Below are 23,493 nucleotides of genomic sequence, written 5' to 3'. Positions count from 1 at the left end.
CCCTTTTACAAATGAAAAAAACACTGCGTCACCGCAGTGTTTACATGTGAGAAACAAATAATGACTCAAGAAACTGAATCTTCTCTTCCGTATAGTGCTCATAACGATCATTATAAGACTTTGGATCTTTTGGATTGGCATACTGCGTAATTTTTCCGGTTCGCGGATCAATGAATTTACTCGCAGCGCCGCATCCAATGCCAATGATCGTCTGCACCTCTTCCATAATGATAATATTATACAAACTTTCCTGTCCATCTAACGAATACCCGACATTTTCGAGATTCCCCAAAATGTTTTTTTGTCTGTATAAATAGTACGGATGATAGTCATGTGCCTTTGTCCAAGCAACCGCTTCATCCATCATACGTGTGATCTCTTCACGGTCTGCCACTTGATACTTTTCCTTATTGCGGGTCATTTCAGACGCTCTCTTAAAGGAAAGGGTATGCACCGTTAAAGATTCAGGCTTCAGTTCTTCTGTTTGCTGCAAGGAATGTTGGAATTCCTTTAGCCCTTCTCCTGGCAGCCCGATGATTAAGTCCATGTTAATATTATTCATGCCATACTGCCTTGATAAATGATACTTTTCAATCGTTTCTTCCACACTATGGTGCCGGCCAATCGCTTTCAATGTTTCATTCTCATATGATTGCGGATTGATACTAATCCGGTCAATATGATAACGGTTGAGCACCTCCAGCTTATCAGGTGAAATCGTATCAGGTCGTCCCGCTTCTACAGTGACTTCCCGAATATGTTTCACATCTGGAAAAGAGCGATACATCTCCTCATACAGCAAATCCATTTCTTCTGCTGTAATACTCGTTGGAGTACCTCCGCCAAAATAAACAGTCGTCACTTTAATCCCATGTTCCTTTAACCATTCGCCCATTTTTTGCATTTCATAATGCAGCCCAAAAAGAAACGTTCCTACTCTTCCAGCTTGTCCTTGAATGGCATAAGCAGGGAACGTGCAATAAGCACATTTTGTTGGACAGAAAGGAATACCGATATAAATACTCACTTCCTCCTGCAGATCGTACAGATCTGGAATGGCTTTGATTTGACGATCAACAATTTCCTGCATCAAATTGATCTTTTCATCATGAATCAAGTAATCGCGCTTTAACGCTGCATGTGCTTCTTCCTTTGTCATGCCTTCTCTTAGCATCTTATGAAGTAATTTCGTAGGGCGTATCCCCGTAAGAATCCCCCATTTTTGCGTCATTCCTGTATATTCCTGAAGCAGATGTAAATAAACAGACAGCACAGTGTTTTTGATTTGCTTCCAGCGCTCTTTATCGTTCAAGCCCTCCGGCATCTCTCTTGTAAAACAACTCGTCATATCTGATCCAGCAATATGGCCAGAAGCCTCCACCATACCGCCAGTTTCTTTCCAATCAAACACCATGACCAGGCCATCGTTCGCTTCACCTGAATCAAACAGCACTTCACTATCTTCCTCGAATAAATTGGCTATATTGACAAGCGGTCGATGAAATCGTTCATTAGACAGCCCTTTAACTAAAATTCGCATCGTATCACCTTTATCTTCAAACTTGTTTCATTTTACAAAATTCATCTAGGAAAAGCAATGAAGAGAACAGATGAAGGCCCTGCCATTTCTTAATAGACAGGGCCTTCACTATATTATCGTTTAATATCAAATTGATGTAAAAAACCTTCCCTTTGCTGCATTCTAAAGTATTCTTTGATCATATAAGCAACACCCTGTTCATCATGAGAACGTGTCACCCAATCGGCTTTACGTTTGACCGAATGAGGTGCATTCCCCATCGCAACGCCTAAGCCAGCTAACTCAAGCATCGGGATGTCGTCTGTCCCGTGACCGATCACGACCGTATCTTCTAATGTAAAACCTAGTGCTGAGGTTAAAAGAGAAAGTCCTGCTTCTTTCGATACCCCTTTGCATACAATGTTCATTTTCTCATCACTGATCTTAATCAGATCAACAGATGGGAATGCTTGTTGAATGGTTGTGTGGATTTCAGGCTGAAGTGCTGCCGTCGAATACACTTCAATGACAGGTGTGCTAACCGGTTCATCCATGAGCATATCACTTAATGATTCAACAAATTGAACGGGATAGAAAATGGGATCAGACGGATGAATCAACGTTTTTCCCATCAGTTGAGACTGTGTTTTTTTCCGATTGCCGATTGAGAATTTTTCATGTAACAAGCGAACATTACAATCAAAGCTTTCAAGGATCTGCACAAGATTAAATGTTTTCTCTTCCGTTAATTTCTTCACATGGAGCGGCTCATCAAGCTTATCAGCGATAAATGCACCACTATGCGTCACAAGAGTTGAAGTTGGTATTTTCAACGCCTTGGCGATTTTTTGTGCAGATCGAAAATGACGGTTGGTGACAATCGTCACGTAAACCCCTTTTTTCTTAACATATTCCACAGCTTCTTTTGTAGCGGAATGGATTTTCCCATTGGAACGAAGCAACGTTCCATCTATATTGAGTGCAAGTAGCTTTTTTGACACTGAGGCATCCCCCTTCTTGATGACTGTACTTACGATGAGGATATGCCCTAGCTTATCGCTTTAGAACATGCAGTTGAAGCAGCCCTTGTTTTATGCCTCAATCGCAAATAAAAAAAGCCTACCCCTAGGCTTTTTTTTATGTATGGTTTGGATGCGTAACAATGGCGTGATGAAGCTCCCCATGATCCCCTCATCTTTCACACACCAAAGCATTGCTTATATCATATCCCCTTATGCTTTGCTTTTCTCCCAGAAGCGCTTCTCTCTCATTTGGCTCATCGCCGTAAATCCAAAGTGGAACGCACCCAATTCATCACGATAGCGCTTTTTGAAAGCACTTTCAATAAGTATTATCGCAGAATTTACGAGCTTCGACAACCCTTTTTTTAAAGATATACAAGCGGCGATATGAATGAAAAAAAGGGCGAATATGATCGCCCTTTCAATTAATTTTCTTCAGTATTTCCATAAAGCTCTTCAAGAGGCTTCATGATAATTTTATTTAATTCACCGATGAGAACACTTACGCGTTGTTCTGCTTCCATCAACTGAGAGATTTTATCGTGCTGCTGCACAAGTGCAACCGTTTTTTGCGCTTGCTCTACTTCTTCTTGTGTAATCTCTTGACCAGTCATTTGTTTTTGTTGAAGGTTTACTTGAATGTCACGGAAGTTCTCAAACATTCTTTTAGAGGATTCATCCCCGTTTACCTCATCATAAAGATTTCTTAACGCTGAATATTCTTCGCTATGACGCAGTGCTTTTTCAAGGTCATATGCAACATCATAAAGATTTACAGACATGTTATGTCTCCTTTCTATCCGTTATCACCGATATGGATCGGCGGACACCACTCCACTATAACAAACTATGGCTTTCGTTTCACATATATACAATAAATTCATCGAAATTTCTCGATCTTGCCTTAGAATAAGGTGACAAAAATCGCTTGGACAGCACCGATCAATCCACCTAAAAGACCGCCTAAAAATGTGATCATCTTCAGCTCCTTATTAGATATGCTGATCACAAGCTCTTCCATTTTTTCAAGCGGGAAAAGTTCAATTTGTTCACGAATAATTTCTTCAAATTGGAGCTTTGCGAGCAGTCCCTCAAGCGCATTAGATGCGGCTTCAATCCCTTTATCAATGAGAGATGGAGCAAATTTGGTCTTAAGATCATCCGCTACTGCACTGATGTAAACTCCTACTGTTCTATCTAACAGCACCTTTGTAGAAAAATGTGAAAGCAATTGCTTTTTCACACTAAATAGAAGCTCCTTCACATTCCATTTTTTATCAAGCTCATGTAAAGAAAATTGCTTTACCTTGTCCCATTCATGAACAAGTAAATCTGATAAAAACCTTTTTGTCTCTGCATTCTTTAAGAACTTCATCATTTCAGGATGCACGCGATCAATTAAGCTTGAATTCCCTAAAAACATTTGGACCATACTGCCAAGCATTCCTCGTTCTTTTAAGAAATCATCTATCATATGACCGAGTCTTGCTTTTCCCTCATCACTTTCAAAATAATGAATGCCTCTCTTTAAAATATAATCTGCGGCATCTGGAATTTTTGATGCAAGCTTATTTTCTACATCCTGTGGCAACAGCTCAGACAACGTTTGCTGATCATACTTTTCAAGCAGTGAGTGGAGCTTATGATCAGTCCACTGATGAAGCCATGCGTCAGCTTTAACGTCAGCCTGTGAAAAACCGTATTTTTCTAACATGGAGAAAACCGTCATTTCCATATCAGCACCTTTATCAATATATCGGTGCACTGTCCGCAATATCTCTTGCTTTGCCTCTGATGATTCAAATCGTTTTTTAATGCCCTCTGGCGTTAGTAAATGCTCCATCACCATGACGCCAACCTGCTTGGCTACTTCATCTCTTCTTTTAGGAATGAGGCCCGGTGTAAATGGGAGCTGCTTCCCAAATAAATAATATGGCTTATACGGACGAAAAAGCATTTTAATCGCGAGATGGTTTGTTGCTGCCCCTATCACTGCACCTATCACAATCATAAAGATAAACGTTGTGAATATATCCAAAGTCGTCATCTACCTTTCAAACAACACCTGAAGTTTATTGTTTTTATCTATACGTATTATAGTTGTTGTCAAGAGTCCAAGCAAATGAAGCATTCAATGTGACATATGAGACAACGATTGTCGTAATGATATAGGAACGCCAAGTTTATGTAAAATCAACAAAAAGTGTTTTTCAGATGTTAAAAAAAGAATTTGAAAAGTAGGTGTTGTTTCATGACGTCAACGCTTGGCATTGTCACTCTTTCTCCGAAGCATGAAGAAGCATTCACACATCAGCTTGCCAAAGCAGCCTCTTCTTTTGATTTAGAATTTGTTCGTTTTTCACCTCTAGATTTAAAGCCTGCTTCAAATGTCATTCACGGTCAAAAATTTAAGACTGGCAAAGGATTTGAAGCGTCAGAATTTCAGATTCCTGACTTGATTTATGATCGTTGTCTTTATCAGCACGACGCACAATCTAAAAAAGCAAAACCTATCATGAATTGGTTAAAAAAGTATCCAAAAACCGTTTTTTTCAATACTGGAATTTCAAATAAAATGCGGCTATTTGAGCAGCTCCGTCTCCTCCCTTCTTTACAACCATACTTACCTGTCTGCTCTCTATTGACAGAGCCTTCAGACCTGCTCAACTTGGTCAGAAAGGGCGGATATTGTAAAATACAGCCGCTTTCTCAACAGCACGCAGTACCCTCTTGCTTCATTTCTTTAAAAGACAAATCACTCATTACTGTGCAGCTAAACGCTAAGCAAATCATCACCTTTTCACATTCAGCAGAGGTTGAACGCTGGTGCAAAAAGTATATCGGCCGATCTTTCCTTCAATTTTTTAACACGAATGATCAAAAAGACGTTATATTCAATGAAATTAGGATTTTTCTTATAAAAAATTCACAAAATCAATGGAATAGCATGGGGATTCATACAAAACCACCAGTAGAAAACAGCCTTTTAAGCAATACACAAAATTCCATTCATGTGGTAGCCTTTGATCACTATTTAAACTCATTAAAGCCACACATCAAGGAGCTGTTGTTAGATGATATTGCCTCCATTCAGTCATCTCTTCCAGCGTTTATAGACAAAACTTTCTCACCGTGTATTGAATTCGCTATAGACTTGCTTCATACAAATGAAGGCAGACTTTTCATCTCAAATGTAAGATCAAAGCCAGGACGATCCTCTTTTTTAAAAGCTTACCCTGAGAGGGAGAATCAATTGATTCAGACCATACTTGAACATGCCAAATCGATGATGGCTGAAGAAAAGGAGGTTCCTTATGAAGAGAAAACGCTACATCATCGCTCCTCATTCAGCAAGTGAAAAAACAGTATATCTCCCTGCTCAGTTTAAAGAGCAGGAGGCAATTTTATCTATTGCTTTAGGTTCTTGTTTAGTAGATGATTTCACCATTTCCTATCATCATCAATCACAAAGGATTTTATTATCAGAAGACCTTTATCGCGCTTTACTCATTCCATACAAAACGAAAGCTGATGTCATATTAGTTCAACATACACTCTATATAGGACCTCTCATCGGCATTTTCACTGCAGGATTCGAACAAAATACAGCACCTTTAGGCGCAAGATCTTCCTATTTTATGAAATTGCTGCAATCTTGCAGGCAGCATGCTGGTTTTGCATATCTTTTTGGTACTCATTCTATCGATTGGGATAAAGGAATAGTAGAAGGTTTGCTTTACCAAGAGGAGCGCTGGGTAAAAAAGCAGATGCCCCTCCCATCCGTTGTGTATGACCGGCTGCCTAATAGAAAGGCTGCTCAGTCGGCATTCATTCAAGAAACAAAACGAAAACTCACTCAAGACTACGATATCCCTTGGTTCAACCCTTATTTTTTTAATAAATGGGACATTCATGAGCAGCTATTAACAGATGAAAAAACAAGCTCTTTCTTACCACATTCTATACGATTAGATCCTGTTGATGCTTTAAATAAAATAGAAACACTCCTTCATATGCATCATGTCATTTATTTAAAACCAACAAACCGCAGTCACGGAGACGGGATTTATCAGTTAAAGAAGACGGAAAACGGGGTCACTGTCTGCTCAAATAAAGGGAAATCCACTTCATATCATTCCGTAGACCATTTCGTGAAAAAACTGCGGGAAGATTGTGCAATTCAAGACTTGATTGCACAACAAGGCATTGAGCTTCTTCAAATAGACAATCAACCACTGGATTTTAGAATTCATACGAATAAAAATAAGTATGGTCATTGGACTGTTACAGCCGCTGCTGGAAAAGTTTCAGGAGATCACACTGTCACAACCCATCAACTGCATGGTGGTTCAGTAAAAACACTATATGATATCTTTCCTGATGCAGAGAAACGTTTGAAGGTTTTGCAAGAGCTCTCTGATACTGCCCTCGCTCTTAGTCGTGTGATAGATGAAAAAATGCCTGGTCTGATTGGGGAAATTGGTTTTGACTTAGGTATTGATCACTTAGGTGCTATCTGGATGTTTGAAGCCAATTCTCGTCCAGGCCGCGAGATTTTTCTGCATGCACCATTGAAAAACTCAGAATGGCTGATTGGGAAAAGAATCGTTGAATACGCATCTTACCTAACACAAATGGCTCTTACTCCTATAGACCATGCAAACGCCTACTGATGTTTTCTTTTCATGTCTCTGAAATCTGTGCTTTCCCTATGCTCTTTTCATCAGATGAGATACAATAAAACCAAGTCCAAGGTTGTTTCCGTATTGTCGTGTGTATTTATTGTTTCATCAATAAAAGCAAGGAGGCAATGATGATATGATTTCTCATTTTCAATGGAAACCTCTCTTTAAAAAAGCGCAATTACCTGGCTGGAAAATATCCTTTTTTCATAATGGTTCACACTATGAAGGCATTTATCACAAAACGGGTGATATTGAATGGGGCTCTCAGCTTCCGCCTCATGAAGTTGAACCAACCTTAAAAGAAGAAATCCACGAATTAATGCTATTCCATGTGTATGATTAAACTGTTTAAGGAGCCTCGCCATGTTAGAAAAACTAAAACTTGTTTACGGACACCATATCATCAGTTCACCAACAAATGATAAACAAATTCTCTGGTATCAAACAGACGAAGGCGAAATTTTCGGAGTAAACAAAACGGAGCTAACAGAAAGGGAAGCGCTTCTTCTCAATTCATTCCTCACACCAATTGATGTACCTCATACGCAGGAAACGGAAGAAGAACAGAAATGGTACAGCTATCTCTTTGAAAACAAATCAATCACCATCGATCAATCCGTCCGTGTTCATTTTTTCAAAATGGATCACCAAGCAGAACAAAGGCAGCAAATAAAAGAGGCTGTGAACAGCAGCCTCGAACATATTCATTTCATATGGACAGGCACTGAAACAGCTATGCTCATTCAAACAAACGCTACATCAGAAAATGGTCAACTTGAACAGCTACATGATTTGTCTCAAGCCATCACAAGTGATTTTTTAACAGACGTTGTCTTCATGCAAGGACAGCTGCATTTGCCGAATGGAAATTTAAAAATGAGATTATTAAATGAACATCAGCTCTTTTTATGGCATCTGAAGCAAGGAAAACTTAGGTCAGGGGTTGCAACATTTTATCAATGTCTACCTGCTTTCATTCGCCATGATACAGACATGGTTTCTGCCGCTATTTCAGATGCATTTATAGAAACAATCTTTGATCGTGACGTTTACCGGACTCTCACGACCTATATGCAGTGTAATTTAAATGCATCGCAGGCAGCAAAAGCGTTATATGTTCATCGAAACAGCCTCCAGTATCGGATTGATAAATTTATTGAACGGACAGGACTAGATATACGGCATTTTCAAGAAGCGTCAGCTGCTTATTTCATGATGAATCTTCTCGATCTTTCTTAAATGATCCTAACATGAGCACCTTGCCTAAAAATGAAGATAAGATGTTGTGCACGTTGTCCATTTACAGACACCCTTCCTTTTTATACACTTCATTTATAAGTAAAGCGCTTTCAAAAAGGACTGGGAGGCTACCACCTATGGCTGAAATGATGCTGAATCAAATTTATAAAGTGTACGATAACAAAGTAACAGCAGTAGATAACTTTAATCTACATATTGAGGATAAAGAATTTATTGTGTTTGTTGGTCCATCTGGGTGCGGAAAATCAACAACCCTCCGCATGATTGCAGGCCTTGAAGAAATTTCACAAGGAGATTTTCTATTAGACGGCAAGCGAATGAATGATGTGGCACCAAAAGATCGGGATATTGCGATGGTTTTCCAAAACTATGCCTTATATCCTCATATGAATGTGTACGATAATATGGCTTTTGGATTAAAGCTTCGAAAATTTCCTAAAGCAGAAATTGATGAGCGGGTACGAAACGCTGCAAAAATATTAGGGCTTGAACAATACTTAGATCGAAAACCTAAGGCATTGTCTGGAGGTCAAAGACAGCGTGTTGCACTTGGAAGGGCCATTGTACGCGATGCAAAAGTCTTTCTTTTGGATGAACCTCTCTCTAACTTAGATGCTAAACTTCGTGTTCAGATGCGTGCCGAAATTTCTAAACTTCATCAGCGGCTGCAGACGACATTCATCTATGTCACACACGATCAAACAGAAGCCATGACAATGGCTACTCGGCTTGTTGTCATGAAAGATGGCTTTATTCAGCAGGTTGGCGCACCAAAGGATGTGTATGAAAACCCAGAGAATGTCTTTGTAGGAGGATTTATTGGCTCTCCAGCGATGAACTTTTTTACAGGAAAACTGTCTGACGGAGCCATTGCCATTGGGAATACGCACATTCGTGTACCAGAAGGAAAAATGAAAGTATTACGCAGTCAGGGCTATATCGGAAAAGATGTGATTCTAGGCATCAGACCAGAAGATTTCCATGATGAGCCTGTGTTTATAGAGGCTTCTGAAGGAACAAAAATTGAAGCAAACGTAGAAGTGGCTGAATTAATGGGAGCGGAAACGATGCTTTATTCTTCTCTCGCTGGTCAAACGTTTATTGCACGTGTTGATTCTCGCACAGATATTCAGGCAGGTCAGACAATCCCTCTTGCCATTGATATGAATAAAGCGCACTTCTTTGATACAGAGACTGAGCTCCGCATCCGCTCAGCTGAATAAGAAGACGTTCCACAAACCATCACCATTGGGTGGTGGTTTTTTGTATATGAAAACAACATTTACCATGTTCTTTTTCCGTATGTTTTTTTCGTAGCGAACCATAATATTTAGTACAAAGCAGTTACCGCATTGGGTTTCGCCAAGTGGCAAATGACTTGGTCATTTCGCTGGTGCGACTCCAGCAAACCCAACCAAAAAAATCATATATAAAAAGGAGATTCACATCATGGCAAATTCTAATAGTTCAAATCAATTACTAGTTCCTGGAGCAGCGCAAGCAATCGATCAAATGAAATACGAAATCGCTTCTGAGTTTGGTGTAAACCTTGGAGCAGAAACAACAGCTCGTGCTAACGGTTCAGTTGGTGGAGAAATCACGAAACGTCTTGTATCTTACGCTCAGCAAAACCTTGGCGGAACAAAAGCTTAATTTCATATCTGGATCATAGAAGGCACCTCTTATGGTGTCTTCTTTTTTTGGTTTTATCCCTCACCGATTCCTTTTGAATTCATATGATGTATTAGAAAGGAGCGGATCTTCATGGACATTATTTCAGGTGTGAATTTTGAACTTCTACAATTTGTCGGTCTCTCTCTATTATGTGAATATGCTCATAGTATTCGGTCCTTTCATCTTTATAAAAAAAGCATGACATAAAACTGTACCATTTTAAGTTCTTTTCACTTATAGTATGTAGTGGAGGGATCGATCAGATGAAAATAGCTCTTTTCGGTGCTCATGGACGTGTAGGACAAGCATTTCTTCGTTTCGTAAAAGAAGATGATCGTTACATGGTTCGCTCGTTAATTCGGACAAACCGGGAAGAAATGCTTGCGGGTATGTTTCAAGTCACCGGCAATTCCAGAAATCAAGAGGATGTGCTTGAAACAATTAAAGGATCAGATATTGTCGTGAGCTGTCTATCAACAGATGGTGATGATACTTTATCTGTTTCAATGAAGCATATCGTACAAGCCATGAAGCAAACAGGAACATCAAGAATTATAACGATTGGTACTGCAGGGATTTTGAAAGCAAGGCAGCAGCCTGAGCTTTACCGCTTTGAAACAAATGAATCAAGGCGAACCACTTCCCGAGCTGCTAAAGAACATGCCAAAGCATTTGAAATTCTACAATCAACTGAACTAGATTGGACAATCATTTGTCCAACCTATTTACCAGATGGAGAAGTGACACGGTCATATCGCTATGAAAAGAATTTTCTCCCTATAGATGGACAGAAAATTTCAGTTGAAGATACCGCACACTTTTTGTATCAGCAGTTAAACTCAAAAGAATTTGTGCATCAACGTGTTGGTATCGCCTATTGATGGAAACACACCCAATGTAGCCAGAGAAATTCAAAAAGTCGAGGTGAAAATCACCTCGACTTTTTAATATGAGTATAAAAATAGATTAAATTGAACATTCCAAAAAATCAATTAAAGAGTAATCCAGCCTGACTTTGAATGAACTCTTTTTACTACACCTTTTCCTGTAACAAATCTAATTCTTTTTCCTTTTACTTTGTACTCAATGAAAGGCAATTGAACATCTATAAGATCATATTTTTTATTCTTAGTTAAAAAGTCTTCTAAATACCCCATTTGCCAATATCCATTATATACCATATTTTTAAGAGTACCTCGAGCACTAGGAGCTAAGGTAGTTATTAAACCAGACACTCCCGCAACTACTCCTGCAGGTGTACTAGTTACAAATACCAATCCAAGTACAGTCGCACTTGTGCCTAGTGCATCTTTTAGCTTGCTGTAATCTTTTTTATTAAATCCTTTATCAAAAATATTACGCTGAGCAGATGTCATTTTTCTAACTTGGCTTAAATTAAGAGTAACCCTTGCAGCATATTCTGAAGAATCAATATTACCTAAAGCATGAACTTGTCCAACCTGATTAGCAGTCTTAAATGATTGAATTTGTGATGATAAATCAGTTTTTGTCTCGACTACTTGTTTCTTTGGTACTTTTTGTTCAGCTGCTGATGCAGATGATGTAATTTCACTAAATCCAGAAATAATTAATGTTGTTGCAGCAATCAAGATGACGTTCTTAAATAACCTTTTTCTACTCTTCATATTCAATCCTCCTGTTTTTTGATACAAGAATATAATATCACAAATAAGAGAAAATCATATATTTTTGGATAAAAAAACTAAAAAATATATATAAAAATTCATTAATTAACCATTTTACATATCTTATTTCACATATGTGATATTGATTCATAATTACAAAAATATATATTCCTATTAATATTAAAGTTACTTGAGTTTCACCACTGAGAAAAGCCTCTTTCAGTTGAAAGAGGCTCTCTATATTAAAATACTTAATCAGCCGCTCGTCACAGCTCCCTTTTGTAATTCGTACATTTGCGCATACAGTCCGCCTTGCTCCATGAGCTCTTCGTGGGTGCCGCGCTCGACAATCTCACCCTTTTCTAACACCAAAATCATGTCAGCTTTCTTAATAGTAGATAATCGGTGTGCAATGACAAAAGTGGTTCGTCCTTCTTTGACGACATCCAGTGCCCGCTGAATGATGGCTTCTGTTTCTGTATCAATGTTAGCCGTCGCTTCATCTAGAATTAAGATCGCTGGATCGTATGCCAGTGCACGGGCAAATGAAATCAATTGACGCTCCCCAGAGGAAAGAGTACTCCCCTTTTCAACAACTGGTTCATCAAAACCTTCAGGCAAATGCTTTAATAGTTCTGCTGCGCCCACTTGCTTTAACGATGTTTCAATCGTTTCTCTTTTAATGTCTTCATTTCCCAAACTGACATTGGATGCAATCGTTCCAGAAAATAAATAAGGATCTTGCAGTACAATGCCCATTTGTTTACGCAGCGTTTGGCGCGACTGATCATAGATGCTTTCTCCATCAATGAGGATATCCCCATGCTGAATATCATAAAAACGTAGCAGCAAATTCATGATCGAACTTTTCCCAGAACCGGTATGTCCAACGAGTGCCACCGTCTGACCTTTTTTCGCCTCAAAGGTGATGTTCTTTAATACATTTTTCCCTTCATTATACGCAAAGGTAACATCCTGAAATTGGACGTGTCCCTCTAGTTTCTTCTGAATTGGTTCTTCCACTTCAGTACCTGGCTCATCTAATAATCGAAAGACCCGTTCAGATGAAACCCTGGCTAATTCTAATCTAGAGAATTGATTCACAATGCCTGTAATCGGCTGGAACAAACGATTTAAATAATCGACAAATGCATAGAGCACCCCAATCGACACAATGCCCGTCGCACTTAAGGACGCGCCGCCAAAATACCAAATGAGTGCGACATATGCTAAGTTCCGAAGCAGATTCACCAAGTTATGTGAAAGCAGTGAATTTAAATGAAGCATCTTTCGCTGATATCGAAAGTGATTGTTATTCAGCTCATCAAATTCTTCTTTCGTTGCTTGTTCATGTCGAAATGCTTGAATAATCGTCATTCCTTGAATGGCTTCATTTAGCTTGGCATTAATTTCACTGATGATGGATCGAATGCGATGATTGTAAACTGACGCAAACTTTCGGTAAGTCATCGACCATAGGAAAATAATCGGAACAGCCACTAAACAAATAAGGGCCAGCTTCACATTTAATAAGAACATGGCGATATAAATTCCAACCATGTAAATGGCACTTGTGACGAAATTAGCGAGTACTGTGACATATAAATCACGAATGGTTTCTGTGTCATTCGTAATCCGGGCGACAACCTTTCCAGCCGGTAAATTATCAAAATACCGAATCGGAAGCGTTTGAATATGTTCAAATACGTCCACTCGCATTTTTTGAATAATGCGATTTGCAATACGCTGGAGTAAATAGTGCTGCCCATATTGAAAGAAAATCGCAATGACGAGCATCCCAAAATAAAATAGAACAAGCTGTACCAAACCACTGATTTCCGGCTGATAAAAAGCAAAGATTTCCTCTTTGGATAACTGCTGTACCTGATACGTCTCACGCTCGCTCCCATTTTCAATGGTGAGCTGATCCCCTTCTATTGTCCGGCTCCCGTCAAATCGAATCGGTTCATTCACAAAATAGTACCCAAATCCGACTTGCACGACATTGATCTGCTTTCCAGCTTCATTTTGATTCTGTAGCCGGTCACTTCTTATATAGTTATTTCCCTGGTAATAAACCGTTTTATCTGTTTTTTCATTTACCTCAACATACGGTTTTTCTACACCTAAAATATGATCATCAATCATTTTTTTCCCAATGAAAGGTCCTGTCAACTCAGCACCAACTGCAATGATCAGAAAGATCAAAGCAACAGACAATACTTTTTTATATAGGAGTGCATAGGCAAGAAGTCTTCTCCCTGTTGTCATGCCTCATCCCCTCCTTCCAGCTGATTTGTCAGCTGCTGACGCAGAAATTGCTCTTTATACCATCCATCTTGCTGAATAAGCGCTTGATGGGTTCCCTTTTGAACAATACGTCCTTCTTCCATGACAAGAATGAGATCCGCATGCTCTACAGCTGATAGACGGTGGGTTGTAATAAATGTCGTTTTTCCATGACGATTTTGTCTTAAATTCTCTAAAATAGCCGTTTCTGTTTTTGCATCAACTGCAGATAAAGAGTCATCCAAAATCAAAATGTCTGGATCAATTAATAAAGCACGTGCAATGGAAATCCGCTGCTTCTGTCCTCCTGACAGCGCCACTCCCTTTTCTCCAACCATGGTTTCCAAGCCTTCTGGTAAAAGGCGTAAATCCTTTTCAAAGTAAGCATCTTTAATCGCTTGTGCTAATTCAGCTTCTCTCGCGTCTCTATGACCGAAACGCATATTCTCTTCTACACTTTTTGAGAAAAGGACATGATCTTGCGGAACATAGCCAATCCATTGAAACAGTTGATCCAATTCAATGTCCTCAATTGGAACACCTGAAAGCAAGATCTTCCCATCACCTGTCGGATACTGACGAAGAAGCTGTTTGACAATCGTTGTTTTTCCGCTTCCCGTTTTTCCTGTAATACCAATCGTTTGCCCTTTTCGTACAGTAAAGGAGACATCCGTTAGATTATCTTTAGAGGAAGTTGGATACCTAAATGTCACATGTTCAAATTGAATATCGCCAGGCTCTTGTAATCTTTTTGGCTTGGCTGCGTCAGTTACATCCGGTTGATAACTGAGTGTATGATTCAACCGGTCTAATGAGGCATTTCCTCTTTGCATGATATTAATCAATTCACCAATGGCAAACATTGGCCAGATCATCATCCCCAGATAGACGTTAAATGCGACAAGCTCACCAATGGTTAAATCACTTTGGAACACAAGATATGCGCCGTAACCGATACCGATTAAATAACTGATCCCCACAAGCAATTTCACCGTCGGCTCAAACAATGAATCAATGATCGCTACTCTCATATTTTTTTGAAAGACATCGTCTGTCATTTCTCGAAAGCGATTCACATCTTGTTTTTCCTGCACAAAAGACCGAATCACCCGAACGCCGGCAACTGATTCTAATACACGATCATTCATATCACCAAATGCATCTTGAGCGACTGTAAAGCGTTCATGAATTTTACTGCCATAAAACGCTATTAAAATCGCCATCAACGGCATCGGGATAATAGCCATTAAAGTTAATTTCCAGCTGATCGTCAGCCCCATCGTAAAAAAGATCATGAGCATGTAAGCAGTGGAATCGACTAATGTTAAAACGCCAAAGCCCGTTGTTAAAGCCACAGCATTCAAATCATTTGTACCTAGCGCCATTAAATTTCCGGTTTTTTTCTTTTCATAAAAGGTGGGTGTCATCTTCAGTAAGTGGCGCATTAATTTTCCGCGCATCACACGCTCCATGACATTCGCGCCACCAAATAACTGATACATCCAAAAGTAGGTGAGTGCATAGACACTGACACCAAGTAAGCAAAAAATGGTTACGTAAAATAAGATACTGGATGTTGTAAATTGACCAGACCGAATGTCATCAACTGCTTGACCTAGATACCTTGGTGGCAGCATTTCAAGCACATTCACAATGAGCAGCAGCGTAATGGCGATTGTATAGCGCCTCCACTCTTGTTTAAAGAACCAGCCTAATTTCACAAATACTGAAAACATGTTTGTCTCTCCTTTTAAAGCTAGCCGCTTTCTATATTTTCCTGATTGTCACCTTGTTTCGTTTTTTGAACTTTTGTCATTTGTCTTGCCTTTGGCATGTTCACATGCTTTCACTCCTCTTCATTTAGTTGTTGATGCATTCCATTATTTCGAGATACGAAATGTATACAACAAAAAAAGAGGCAACCAGCTAACTGGTACGCCTCTTTTATACATGATAAAAAGGCGCATGTTGACAAATACGCAACATACGCCTTGATTCATCCGATCAATTGGAACATACGAGTCCCTTTTCAATGACCAATGAAGGTGTAATTGTCACGTGAATCAACCCATTCATGCAGTTTGATTTCATTCTTCCAATGATGTTGCACATGACATTTCCTCCTTTTGGCTCTTGAATCTTTTTTTATCTTATAGTGGCTGTCACCATTTTGTCAATAAATATTTTTCAATAAATGAAATTTTCTAACAAAAACACAATCGTTTTCATGTGTATCTTTTTCTCATAACGGGTATACCATGAACGTATAGACTCCTTTTGAAAGGAATGAGGACATTGTTTCAAGCTGATCGGATGGTCGTTGCGTTTGATGGACATGAAGACAGTAAGAAAGCATTAAAGAAGGCAATCGCTTTAGCCAAAACGTTGCATGCCAAGCTGACCGTTGCCTACGCTCATGATGGAAAATCCAGCAGACAGGTGTTTGATGCACCTCGCCCAATGACTGGCGGCGCTTATATCGGAGGCGGCATGGCAGACCTTCAAACACCCCCTGTGTATGTACCTCATGATGAACAGCAAAGTCCCTTGATTTTTGAAGATCATACAGAAGAGGTCGTTGCAGAAGCAAGAATGCTGTTAAATGAAGAGCAGTTTGAAGCTGCGATTGAAATTGTTGAAGGGGAGCCTGCAGAAGCGATTATCGAATACGCTGAAAAGATTTCAGCAGACCTCATCGTCATGGGAGCACGTGACCAAAGCAGATTGAAAAAAATGCTCTTTGGCAGTGTGAGTGAAAAGTTATCGTCCAAATCAGATATACCTGTACTGATCGTGAAATAAATATGAATCACAAAAGGCTAAAATGAACTTTATTTTAGCCCTTTGTCTTCTTTTCAGCGTGATAGAAAACCTTTGCAGTCTAGGATGGACGAGTACTGGCGCGGAGCGAATTTGTCATTCGTGAGCACCAGCACGCAGGACTGACAAAGAATGCGAGGGTTTGTCTACACGCTGAAAGGCTGTAAACATTGGTTTACAGCCTTTTTCTTCTTACGAAGAAATAGATGCTTCGCTTTCATGCTTAATTTTTTTCTGGAACCCTTCCTGTACACGCTTCGTGATCTCTCCTGGAACACCTTCCCCAACTGGCTGACCATCTATCTCTACAATTGGAATCACTTCAGCTGTCGTTGAACTGATGAAAATTTCCTGTGCATGCAAAAGTTCGTCTTTACTCATGCGGGTTTCTTCCACACGACATCCTTCTTCCTGACAAACCTCTAGCAGCTTTCTACGTGTAATGCCGTTTAAAATCAGGTTATTTGCTGGGTGTGTACGAATGACACCGTCAATGACGGCATATACATTCGAGGACGTCCCCTCTGTCACAAAGCCGTCTCTTATTAAAATCGCTTCAAACGCACCAGCTTCAGACGCTTTCTGCTTTTCCATGACGTTATATAAAAGGTTTAAGCTTTTAATATCACACCTTAACCAGCGAAGATCTTCAGACAATAGAGCTTTCACACCAGCTGTCTGCTCTTGAATAGGCTTTTTCACTTGAAATGTATATGCCGTAATCTGAGGGGTAAGTACACCATATTGATGTTTACGAGGTGCGACGCCTCGCGTGACTTGAATATACACGCCGCCATCAATCACTTGATTATCTGCGACTAGCTTCTTCAAATTCTCTTCCATATCGGATACTGTACCTTGCAGATGAATGCCGATTTCCTTTGCACTCTTGAATAGACGCTCAGTATGCTCTTTTAATGTAAACAAAGTCCCATTATATACGCGGATGACCTCATAGACTCCGTCGCCAAATTGATAGCCTCTGTCTTCAATATCAACATGTGCATCTTTTTTTTCAATAAAATCCCCATTGTACATTACTTTCATATGGAATCTCCCCTTCGCTTTGCTTAATGGTTGAATCTGATGCTATCTTAGCGGATAAATGTAAACGTTTCAATGATTATTCAGAATTACTTCATATCCATTTGACTGGATAACCTTCTATTGTAACAAATATAGATTCATAACCAAAAAGATTCCAATTTTTTAGCATCTTCTATATTCATAGGCTCTTTTTTCCTGTATACTTACTCCATATGAGCATGACAAAAAACAGCGAAAAAAGACAGAATCCACTACATGATTCGACACAAACTACTGATTTATTGGAGCGATTGTAATGCAACGGGTTACGAAAAAACAGACACCTTCAAACACGATGCTGCTCTCAAAGGCGATTGGTCTAGTCATTCTGACATTGATCCTTTTTTTCATTTGGGATATGTCTAAAACCAATATGCAGGCAGCAGATCAACTGAATGAAGTGTCTGCGAGCAGTCCATTTCGAGACACAAGTACAAGTCTGAAAGCAAAAGATGATTCGCCAAAAACATTAGATGCACATTTTAAGATCAATCCAAACAAACATGTAACGGATCAAACGATCTTTTTGACCTTTGATGATGGCCCTTCTGCTACATCAAATCAGCTGTTAGATGTGCTAAAGTCACAGCAAGTGAAGGCCACATTTTTTATGCTCGGGCCGCAAATCAAAGAACACCCAGCAGCTGTGAAAAGACTTCATCAAGAAGGTCATCAATTAGGGCTTCATGGCATCACACATGATGTGAAACGCTTTTATCAAAAAAGTGATTCTCCTGTAAATGAGATGAAAGAAGATCAGCGCATATTGGCTTCTGTTACTGGTGAATATACACATCTTGTGAGAACACCTTATGGCAGTTCACCAAACTTAACAGACCAGCAAAAAACACGTTTAAAACAAAAAGGCTTTGTATACTGGGACTGGACCATTGACAGTCTTGACTGGAAATATAAAAGCTCAAAATATGTACCAGAAGTATTAAATCAGCTGCAAGTGCTTGAAACCAAGTACCCGAAAGAGCCAAAAATCATCTTAATGCATGATCAGCCAGCTACCGCAAAATACTTAAACAGTCTGATCACACAATTAAAGGCGAAGGGCTACACATTTGAAGTCCTTGATGAAACAATGAAGCCACTACAACAATAAAGCAAACCCGCACCTATTGGATGCGGGTTTTTTATGATTTATAAAGCATTCACAAGCTCGCCAATTCGTTCGTGAAAGACAAGATCAAACAGCGGATCGAATTCCGTTTCACTTAAATTCATCATGACCTTAAAGATGGAAGGATGATGAGCAGCATCTTCTGGAATATATCGGGCTGGTGCCACTTCTAAGGAAGTTCCCATGACGAGTAGCATGTCCGTTTGCTGGAGCGATTTCTCCACTTGATCAAAGTGCTTCACCATGTCCCCAAAAAGGACAACATCTGTTTTAAGTACTCGTCCACATGTACGGCCGTCTGATGAGATCCGCTCACAAACCGGTACCTCTTCTTGTAATAAATAAGGCAGTTCGTATGTTGACCCGCATGATGGACATGTAGCTGTTTGAATGGAACCATGCAGTTCATACACATGCTGGCTTCCCGCTTTTTTATGCAGACCATCGATATTTTGCGTGAAAATATCCACGCGTTTTCCTTGCTTTTCTAAATTGGCTAAAAAAGCATGTCCAGCGTTTGGCTCGTACTCTCCACTCATCTTCATTTGAAACAATTCTTTGAATTTCGGCCAAAATTGATGAGGATGTGATAAAAAGTAGGACCGGCTCATTGCCTCCATGCGAGAAGTATCTTCTGTCCATAGTCCACCCGTTGATCTAAAATCGGGAATTCCCGATTCTGTGCTCATCCCAGCACCTGAAAGGACTGTAATATGTGAGGCCTTTGATAATCTCTCTCTTAGCGCTGCCACTTTTGTTTGATCCAACCACCATTCCTCCTTTATTCACCGAGCTGTTTCTCACCTTTTTGTTTCATATAAATGGTCTGTCCAGGGAAAGCAAATTCTACCCCTTCTTCATGGAAGATATCAATAATGCGATAGTTAATATCCTGCTTAATATCCAGGTTTTCAGACCAAGCCGTTGTGTTTGTATAAAAGTTAAAGAATAAGTTTAAATAGCTGTCTGCCAGCACATCGAAATTCACCATAATCGTTTCCTTATGAACCCCATCATGCTCATAAAGCATTTGCTTCAGACGTTTGATGCACTTATCAATGTTTTCTTTCGGTGTATTGTAAGATACGCGAACGGAGAACGTAATTTGACGTTTATTCATTCTCGTCCAATTTGTGATCGGCTCCTTTGAAAGGGTCGAATTTGGCACGGTCACCACCGCTTCAGCAGGTGTTCTAAATTTTGTGCTTCGGAAGGTAATGTCCTCTACAGTCCCAAGTACACTTGGAGTCTCTACAAAATCGCCCATTGTAAAAGGCTTCTCTGTAATAATCACAATTCCTCCAAAAAAGTTCGCCACTGTATCCTGCGCAGCGAGCGCAAAAGCAAGACCACCTAGGCCAAGCCCTGCCACAAGTCCGTTCACATCATAATTAAATTCTTGTGCAATGACGCTAATACTCAGTGCAATAATAATAAACCGAAGAACCTTTGATAAAAATGGGGCTAAAATATCATCCATCTCTAATTCAAATTTTGAATTCACTTTTTGAAATAAGAAGGAAGAAGCTGCGGTTAGATTACAAAGCCCCCACGTCAGCATCAAAATAATAGAAGATCTATACAATTTGACAATGACATCCATATGGTGCTCAAAGTATGGGGCTTGTCTTAACGCAAAATATAAACCTAGTGCCACAAAAAACAGTCTCGCAGGTTTTTCAAACGCCACGACAATTTGGTTAATGACTTCGGTTTTAGACCGATTTGTCAGCTTAAAGAGCAGGTGAAACAAGTATTTCGTAAATACTTTTCGAAGTAATAAAAAAAGCAATAAAATACAAAGGCTAATGCCTATTTGGATCGCAATATCGACTGTAAAATATGTATCCATCCATTTTTGTGTAAACATCTCTGTCTCTCTCCTTTAAAACAATCCTCTCTAGTTTATAATATAACCTTCGTTTATGTCCTCTCTTAAATGTCTGACCTCTATATAAAAAGCCTCGGGACCTATCCCGAGGCATGATGTTCAATTATGAAATTTTGGCTTGAGACATATCGACGGGCAGCAAACTACTTTTTCTTCTGAGCCTGATCAAGGAGAGTCGCTTTAAACATTTCAGCATCCGTTTCGGCCTTAATACGTTCTTCCACTCTAATTCTCCCTTTACCCAATCATCTCGCCTCCTTTTCATCATTATAAAACATCAGAATTTTCAGTCAACATGACGAAAGCACTAATATTTTGACGAACGCTGACGATTTGGACAAAATTGATCGAAGAAAAATTGATGTAATTCAGGTTTACTCAATCAAAGCTTGCTCTATTCCTGTAAATTTTTCAAAATGATACATCAAGCTTTTTCGGTACATGAGGTTCCATGATAATACGGCGCTCTTCTTCTCCATATAGTAAAGAAGGAAAACCACCAAAGCATTTGATATGATAAGACCAGAACTTATGTCAGGGAGCTGGAGCAAGTGTATATTATCGCACATAGAGGGTCATCAAGCGCAGCCCCAGAAAATACAATCGCTGCGTTTGATGTAGCTGTCGAGCAAGGAGCAGATTATATTGAATTAGACGTACAAATGACAATGGATCAGCACGTCGTCGTCATCCATGATGATACCGTTGAGCGAACGACGAACGGAAACGGCTTAGTCAAAAGCTATACACTTGATCAGTTGAAAAAACTGGACGCAGGAAGCTGGTTTGACCAACAGTATACGAATGAACGAATTCCAACATTACAAGAAATTCTTGAAAGATACAGTCAGCGGATTGGGATATTGATCGAGATCAAACACCCAAAACGGCAGATAGGAATCGAAAAGGCCGTTGCCCGCATCATCAATCGGTTTGCCTATTCTCGTCATATCATCATTCAATCTTTTGATGTTCATGCACTACAAAGAATCAAAGCATTCGCCCCTTCTCTTCGCACAGCTTTGATTATCAAGCCTGATGCATTTAAACTAACGAAACGAAAGTTAACGACATACAGCTCGTTTGCAAATTGTCTTAATATGAAGAAAACGATGATCAATAGATGGTGGATAGACCGCATCCACACATTCGAGATGGATGTGTTTATATGGACTGTAAAAGATCAAAAAACAGCGGATCGAATCAAAAAATATCCAATTGATGGTGTGGTAACCGATAACCCGCTATTTTTTCAAAAGGAGAAATGATGCAGATGAAAACTTATTTCGCCGTTTTTATCGGTGGATTGATTGGTACACTTTGCAGATATGAACTAAGCCAAACTGTCATCAGCCAGACATTCCCCTATGCAACGATGATTGAAAACATTTCCGGCAGCCTGCTTCTTGGTTTTGCGACAGGATACTTTCTATTTCAGAAAGGAAAAAAATATCTTGCAGCTTTGATTGGAACAGGGTTTTGCGGCGGGTTTACGACCATGTCCACCTTTTCTAAAGAGACAGTTCTTCTGTTACAGGCAGGGCAGTTCAATTTAAGTATGATGTACATCCTGCTCTCAGTCATTGCTGGAGTAGCCGCTGCTTTAGCAGGCCTGATCCTTGCTGAACGGCTCTTTCATCAAAATAAGCAGCAGAAAGGAAGCAGATAAATGATTGTTTTTTGTACAGCTGTAGCTGGAGGGATCGGTAGTGCATGTCGTTTCTTCATCAGCCAAACAATCCAGAAAACTCCATCCCATGCCCTTTTCCCGTACAGTATTATTTTCATTAATTTATTAGGTGCAGCCGGTTTAGGTTTTCTCACAGGCGCTGTAACGTCCAATCATCCACTGCTAGTGATCATAGGAACTGGTTTTTTTGGCGGCTTTACCACATTCTCTACGTTTAGTGTAGAATCTGCGACGATGCTGATGCAGCGTCAAATAGGAAAGCTTGCTGCCTATTTACTTGTGACAATTATCGGCTCTTTATGCCTTTTTGCGGCGTTTTATCAAATAGGACAACTTCTGTTTTAAATATCTGTGATGGCAGCTAGGCTGATGAGCAGTTGATCCATCAGCTGGCGCTTCATTAAAAATAGTGTCTTCTCACTATAGCCGATTTCGATTGCACATTTTGCCATGCGCCAATCTCGAAAATACTTATAATCAATGAGCTGCTGCTCTATTTCATCCAATTCTTTTAAAGCCGTTTCAATACAAGCAACAATCAGTTCATACTGACTTTTCTGCTCTTCTAATTTTTGACGTGCCATATGATGATGTTGGAGAGAACTTCGCTTTTCAAGCTGTCTTTCAATATTTAAAATGGCTGCTTGATAGTTCTTGAAATTTTTTAAATGAAACTCAATACGTTTCATTGAGGTTTTTTTCTCCGTGATACTTGCTGTTTCATACCAGAGCATGTCCATCCCCCTTTTACGAACGTTTGTTCTCATTATATACGAACATAC

Annotated in this window: 24 protein-coding genes; 12 read left to right on the top strand and 12 right to left on the bottom strand. The window is 39.6% G+C overall.

Features of this window, described 5'->3' with window-relative positions; genetic code table 11:
* Positions 1 to 40: 40 nt before the first annotated feature.
* The 4 genes from AC0VYC_RS04915 to AC0VYC_RS04900 form a co-directional block, all read right to left on the bottom strand.
* Positions 41 to 1,540, bottom strand: coding sequence for a coproporphyrinogen III oxidase (locus AC0VYC_RS04915; RefSeq protein ID WP_113767243.1), 1,500 nt, complete (start codon positions 1,538 to 1,540; stop codon positions 41 to 43).
* A 113-nt stretch (positions 1,541 to 1,653) separates the two neighbouring features.
* On the bottom strand, positions 1,654 to 2,520 hold the full coding sequence (locus AC0VYC_RS04910; RefSeq protein ID WP_008348923.1) for a Cof-type HAD-IIB family hydrolase: 867 nt from the start codon (positions 2,518 to 2,520) through the stop codon (positions 1,654 to 1,656).
* 446 nt (positions 2,521 to 2,966) lie between these two features.
* The gene (locus tag AC0VYC_RS04905) at positions 2,967 to 3,323 is read right to left on the bottom strand and encodes a YlbF/YmcA family competence regulator (RefSeq protein ID WP_008348927.1); all 357 of its coding nucleotides are present in this window, start codon (positions 3,321 to 3,323) and stop codon (positions 2,967 to 2,969) included.
* A 122-nt stretch (positions 3,324 to 3,445) separates the two neighbouring features.
* Positions 3,446 to 4,579 (bottom strand): DUF445 domain-containing protein, encoded by a 1,134-nt coding sequence (locus AC0VYC_RS04900; protein WP_475389575.1) that lies wholly within the window; start codon positions 4,577 to 4,579, stop codon positions 3,446 to 3,448.
* Between the two features lie 213 nt (positions 4,580 to 4,792).
* Here AC0VYC_RS04900 and AC0VYC_RS04895 point away from each other — a divergent pair, with 213 nt between their 5' ends.
* The 7 genes from AC0VYC_RS04895 to AC0VYC_RS04865 all read left to right on the top strand — a co-directional run bounded on the left by AC0VYC_RS04895 (position 4,793) and on the right by AC0VYC_RS04865 (position 11,041).
* Positions 4,793 to 5,899, top strand: coding sequence for a YheC/YheD family protein (locus AC0VYC_RS04895; protein ID WP_475389574.1), 1,107 nt, complete (start codon positions 4,793 to 4,795; stop codon positions 5,897 to 5,899).
* Complete coding sequence (locus AC0VYC_RS04890; protein WP_475389572.1) at positions 5,856 to 7,214, top strand: YheC/YheD family endospore coat-associated protein; 1,359 nt, start codon at positions 5,856 to 5,858, stop codon at positions 7,212 to 7,214. The genes AC0VYC_RS04895 and AC0VYC_RS04890 overlap by 44 nt, the downstream gene beginning before the upstream one ends.
* Before the next feature lie 145 nt (positions 7,215 to 7,359).
* Positions 7,360 to 7,569, top strand: coding sequence for a YheE family protein (locus AC0VYC_RS04885; RefSeq protein ID WP_008348933.1), 210 nt, complete (start codon positions 7,360 to 7,362; stop codon positions 7,567 to 7,569).
* A gap of 20 nt (positions 7,570 to 7,589) precedes the next feature.
* The gene (locus AC0VYC_RS04880; RefSeq protein ID WP_039167591.1) at positions 7,590 to 8,465 is read left to right on the top strand and encodes a helix-turn-helix domain-containing protein; all 876 of its coding nucleotides are present in this window, start codon (positions 7,590 to 7,592) and stop codon (positions 8,463 to 8,465) included.
* A 137-nt stretch (positions 8,466 to 8,602) separates the two neighbouring features.
* The gene (locus tag AC0VYC_RS04875; RefSeq protein ID WP_024719977.1) at positions 8,603 to 9,709 is read left to right on the top strand and encodes an ABC transporter ATP-binding protein; all 1,107 of its coding nucleotides are present in this window, start codon (positions 8,603 to 8,605) and stop codon (positions 9,707 to 9,709) included.
* Positions 9,710 to 9,935: 226 nt separating this feature from the next.
* Positions 9,936 to 10,139, top strand: a complete 204-nt coding sequence (locus AC0VYC_RS04870; RefSeq protein ID WP_008348940.1) for an alpha/beta-type small acid-soluble spore protein — start codon at positions 9,936 to 9,938, stop codon at positions 10,137 to 10,139.
* A 284-nt stretch (positions 10,140 to 10,423) separates the two neighbouring features.
* Positions 10,424 to 11,041 carry an NAD(P)-dependent oxidoreductase gene (locus AC0VYC_RS04865; RefSeq protein ID WP_427243906.1) on the top strand — a complete coding sequence of 206 codons (618 nt, stop codon included), beginning with the start codon at positions 10,424 to 10,426 and terminating at the stop codon, positions 11,039 to 11,041.
* Positions 11,042 to 11,152: 111 nt separating this feature from the next.
* Here AC0VYC_RS04865 and AC0VYC_RS04860 read toward each other — a convergent pair whose 3' ends face one another.
* From AC0VYC_RS04860 to bmrC, 3 genes are all read right to left on the bottom strand, one after another.
* Positions 11,153 to 11,806 (bottom strand): hypothetical protein, encoded by a 654-nt coding sequence (locus tag AC0VYC_RS04860; RefSeq protein WP_274661008.1) that lies wholly within the window; start codon positions 11,804 to 11,806, stop codon positions 11,153 to 11,155.
* Between the two features lie 255 nt (positions 11,807 to 12,061).
* Positions 12,062 to 14,077, bottom strand: coding sequence for an ABC transporter ATP-binding protein (locus AC0VYC_RS04855; protein ID WP_335350246.1), 2,016 nt, complete (start codon positions 14,075 to 14,077; stop codon positions 12,062 to 12,064).
* Complete coding sequence (gene bmrC, locus AC0VYC_RS04850) at positions 14,074 to 15,831, bottom strand: multidrug ABC transporter ATP-binding protein BmrC (RefSeq protein ID WP_024719974.1); 1,758 nt, start codon at positions 15,829 to 15,831, stop codon at positions 14,074 to 14,076. The genes AC0VYC_RS04855 and bmrC overlap by 4 nt, the downstream gene beginning before the upstream one ends.
* Before the next feature lie 559 nt (positions 15,832 to 16,390).
* On the opposite strand from bmrC, the gene AC0VYC_RS04845 reads away from it, so the two are divergent.
* Positions 16,391 to 16,897, top strand: a complete 507-nt coding sequence (locus AC0VYC_RS04845) for a universal stress protein (protein WP_035392544.1) — start codon at positions 16,391 to 16,393, stop codon at positions 16,895 to 16,897.
* A gap of 210 nt (positions 16,898 to 17,107) precedes the next feature.
* On the opposite strand, the gene dat is transcribed toward AC0VYC_RS04845, so the two are convergent.
* Entirely contained in the window at positions 17,108 to 17,962 is an 855-nt protein-coding gene (gene dat / locus AC0VYC_RS04840) for a D-amino-acid transaminase (RefSeq protein WP_326113004.1), read from the bottom strand.
* 295 nt (positions 17,963 to 18,257) lie between these two features.
* On the opposite strand from dat, the gene AC0VYC_RS04835 reads away from it, so the two are divergent.
* Complete coding sequence (locus AC0VYC_RS04835; protein WP_138278339.1) at positions 18,258 to 19,112, top strand: polysaccharide deacetylase family protein; 855 nt, start codon at positions 18,258 to 18,260, stop codon at positions 19,110 to 19,112.
* Between the two features lie 38 nt (positions 19,113 to 19,150).
* On the opposite strand, the gene AC0VYC_RS04830 is transcribed toward AC0VYC_RS04835, so the two are convergent.
* From AC0VYC_RS04830 to AC0VYC_RS04820, 3 genes are all read right to left on the bottom strand, one after another.
* Positions 19,151 to 19,882: an NAD-dependent protein deacylase gene (locus AC0VYC_RS04830; RefSeq protein ID WP_026050067.1), complete on the bottom strand. Its 732-nt coding sequence runs from the start codon at positions 19,880 to 19,882 to the stop codon at positions 19,151 to 19,153.
* A 29-nt stretch (positions 19,883 to 19,911) separates the two neighbouring features.
* Positions 19,912 to 21,000 carry a mechanosensitive ion channel family protein gene (locus AC0VYC_RS04825; RefSeq protein WP_017360337.1) on the bottom strand — a complete coding sequence of 363 codons (1,089 nt, stop codon included), beginning with the start codon at positions 20,998 to 21,000 and terminating at the stop codon, positions 19,912 to 19,914.
* Positions 21,001 to 21,164: 164 nt separating this feature from the next.
* Complete coding sequence (locus AC0VYC_RS04820) at positions 21,165 to 21,266, bottom strand: YhdX family protein (RefSeq protein ID WP_017360338.1); 102 nt, start codon at positions 21,264 to 21,266, stop codon at positions 21,165 to 21,167.
* A 306-nt stretch (positions 21,267 to 21,572) separates the two neighbouring features.
* On the opposite strand from AC0VYC_RS04820, the gene AC0VYC_RS04815 reads away from it, so the two are divergent.
* Genes AC0VYC_RS04815 through AC0VYC_RS04805 form a run of 3 tightly spaced genes read left to right on the top strand, consistent with a single transcriptional unit; the run spans position 21,573 to position 23,056 of the window.
* The gene (locus AC0VYC_RS04815) at positions 21,573 to 22,289 is read left to right on the top strand and encodes a glycerophosphodiester phosphodiesterase (RefSeq protein ID WP_100325438.1); all 717 of its coding nucleotides are present in this window, start codon (positions 21,573 to 21,575) and stop codon (positions 22,287 to 22,289) included.
* Positions 22,289 to 22,690: a fluoride efflux transporter CrcB gene (gene crcB, locus AC0VYC_RS04810; RefSeq protein WP_034647784.1), complete on the top strand. Its 402-nt coding sequence runs from the start codon at positions 22,289 to 22,291 to the stop codon at positions 22,688 to 22,690. Before AC0VYC_RS04815 ends, crcB begins: the two co-directional genes overlap by 1 nt.
* Positions 22,691 to 23,056 (top strand): CrcB family protein, encoded by a 366-nt coding sequence (locus tag AC0VYC_RS04805; RefSeq protein ID WP_007497111.1) that lies wholly within the window; start codon positions 22,691 to 22,693, stop codon positions 23,054 to 23,056. It abuts the gene before it with no gap.
* On the opposite strand, the gene AC0VYC_RS04800 is transcribed toward AC0VYC_RS04805, so the two are convergent.
* Positions 23,053 to 23,445: a hypothetical protein gene (locus tag AC0VYC_RS04800; protein WP_017360342.1), complete on the bottom strand. Its 393-nt coding sequence runs from the start codon at positions 23,443 to 23,445 to the stop codon at positions 23,053 to 23,055. The two genes, AC0VYC_RS04805 and AC0VYC_RS04800, sit on opposite strands and share 4 nt — an antisense overlap.
* Between the last annotated feature and the right edge of the window lie 48 nt (positions 23,446 to 23,493).

It is taken from the genome of Bacillus sp. iso_77, from assembly GCF_056173625.1.
The sequence above is the reverse complement of the archived record's forward strand: the minus strand, read 5'-3'. Positions and strand labels throughout refer to the sequence as shown.

Coding starts and splice junctions, on each gene's coding strand:
- AC0VYC_RS04915 (WP_113767243.1), bottom strand. CDS start 1,540: ATGCGAATTTTAGTTAAAGGGCTGTCTAATGAACGATTTCATCGACCG.
- AC0VYC_RS04905 (WP_008348927.1), bottom strand. CDS start 3,323: ATGTCTGTAAATCTTTATGATGTTGCATATGACCTTGAAAAAGCACTG.
- AC0VYC_RS04895 (WP_475389574.1), top strand. CDS start 4,793: ATGACGTCAACGCTTGGCATTGTCACTCTTTCTCCGAAGCATGAAGAA.
- AC0VYC_RS04890 (WP_475389572.1), top strand. CDS start 5,856: ATGAAGAGAAAACGCTACATCATCGCTCCTCATTCAGCAAGTGAAAAA.
- AC0VYC_RS04885 (WP_008348933.1), top strand. CDS start 7,360: ATGATTTCTCATTTTCAATGGAAACCTCTCTTTAAAAAAGCGCAATTA.
- AC0VYC_RS04880 (WP_039167591.1), top strand. CDS start 7,590: ATGTTAGAAAAACTAAAACTTGTTTACGGACACCATATCATCAGTTCA.
- AC0VYC_RS04875 (WP_024719977.1), top strand. CDS start 8,603: ATGGCTGAAATGATGCTGAATCAAATTTATAAAGTGTACGATAACAAA.
- AC0VYC_RS04870 (WP_008348940.1), top strand. CDS start 9,936: ATGGCAAATTCTAATAGTTCAAATCAATTACTAGTTCCTGGAGCAGCG.
- AC0VYC_RS04865 (WP_427243906.1), top strand. CDS start 10,424: ATGAAAATAGCTCTTTTCGGTGCTCATGGACGTGTAGGACAAGCATTT.
- AC0VYC_RS04860 (WP_274661008.1), bottom strand. CDS start 11,806: ATGAAGAGTAGAAAAAGGTTATTTAAGAACGTCATCTTGATTGCTGCA.
- AC0VYC_RS04855 (WP_335350246.1), bottom strand. CDS start 14,077: ATGACAACAGGGAGAAGACTTCTTGCCTATGCACTCCTATATAAAAAA.
- bmrC (WP_024719974.1), bottom strand. CDS start 15,831: ATGTTTTCAGTATTTGTGAAATTAGGCTGGTTCTTTAAACAAGAGTGG.
- dat (WP_326113004.1), bottom strand. CDS start 17,962: ATGAAAGTAATGTACAATGGGGATTTTATTGAAAAAAAAGATGCACAT.
- AC0VYC_RS04835 (WP_138278339.1), top strand. CDS start 18,258: ATGCAACGGGTTACGAAAAAACAGACACCTTCAAACACGATGCTGCTC.
- AC0VYC_RS04825 (WP_017360337.1), bottom strand. CDS start 21,000: ATGTTTACACAAAAATGGATGGATACATATTTTACAGTCGATATTGCG.
- crcB (WP_034647784.1), top strand. CDS start 22,289: ATGCAGATGAAAACTTATTTCGCCGTTTTTATCGGTGGATTGATTGGT.
- AC0VYC_RS04805 (WP_007497111.1), top strand. CDS start 22,691: ATGATTGTTTTTTGTACAGCTGTAGCTGGAGGGATCGGTAGTGCATGT.
- AC0VYC_RS04800 (WP_017360342.1), bottom strand. CDS start 23,445: ATGCTCTGGTATGAAACAGCAAGTATCACGGAGAAAAAAACCTCAATG.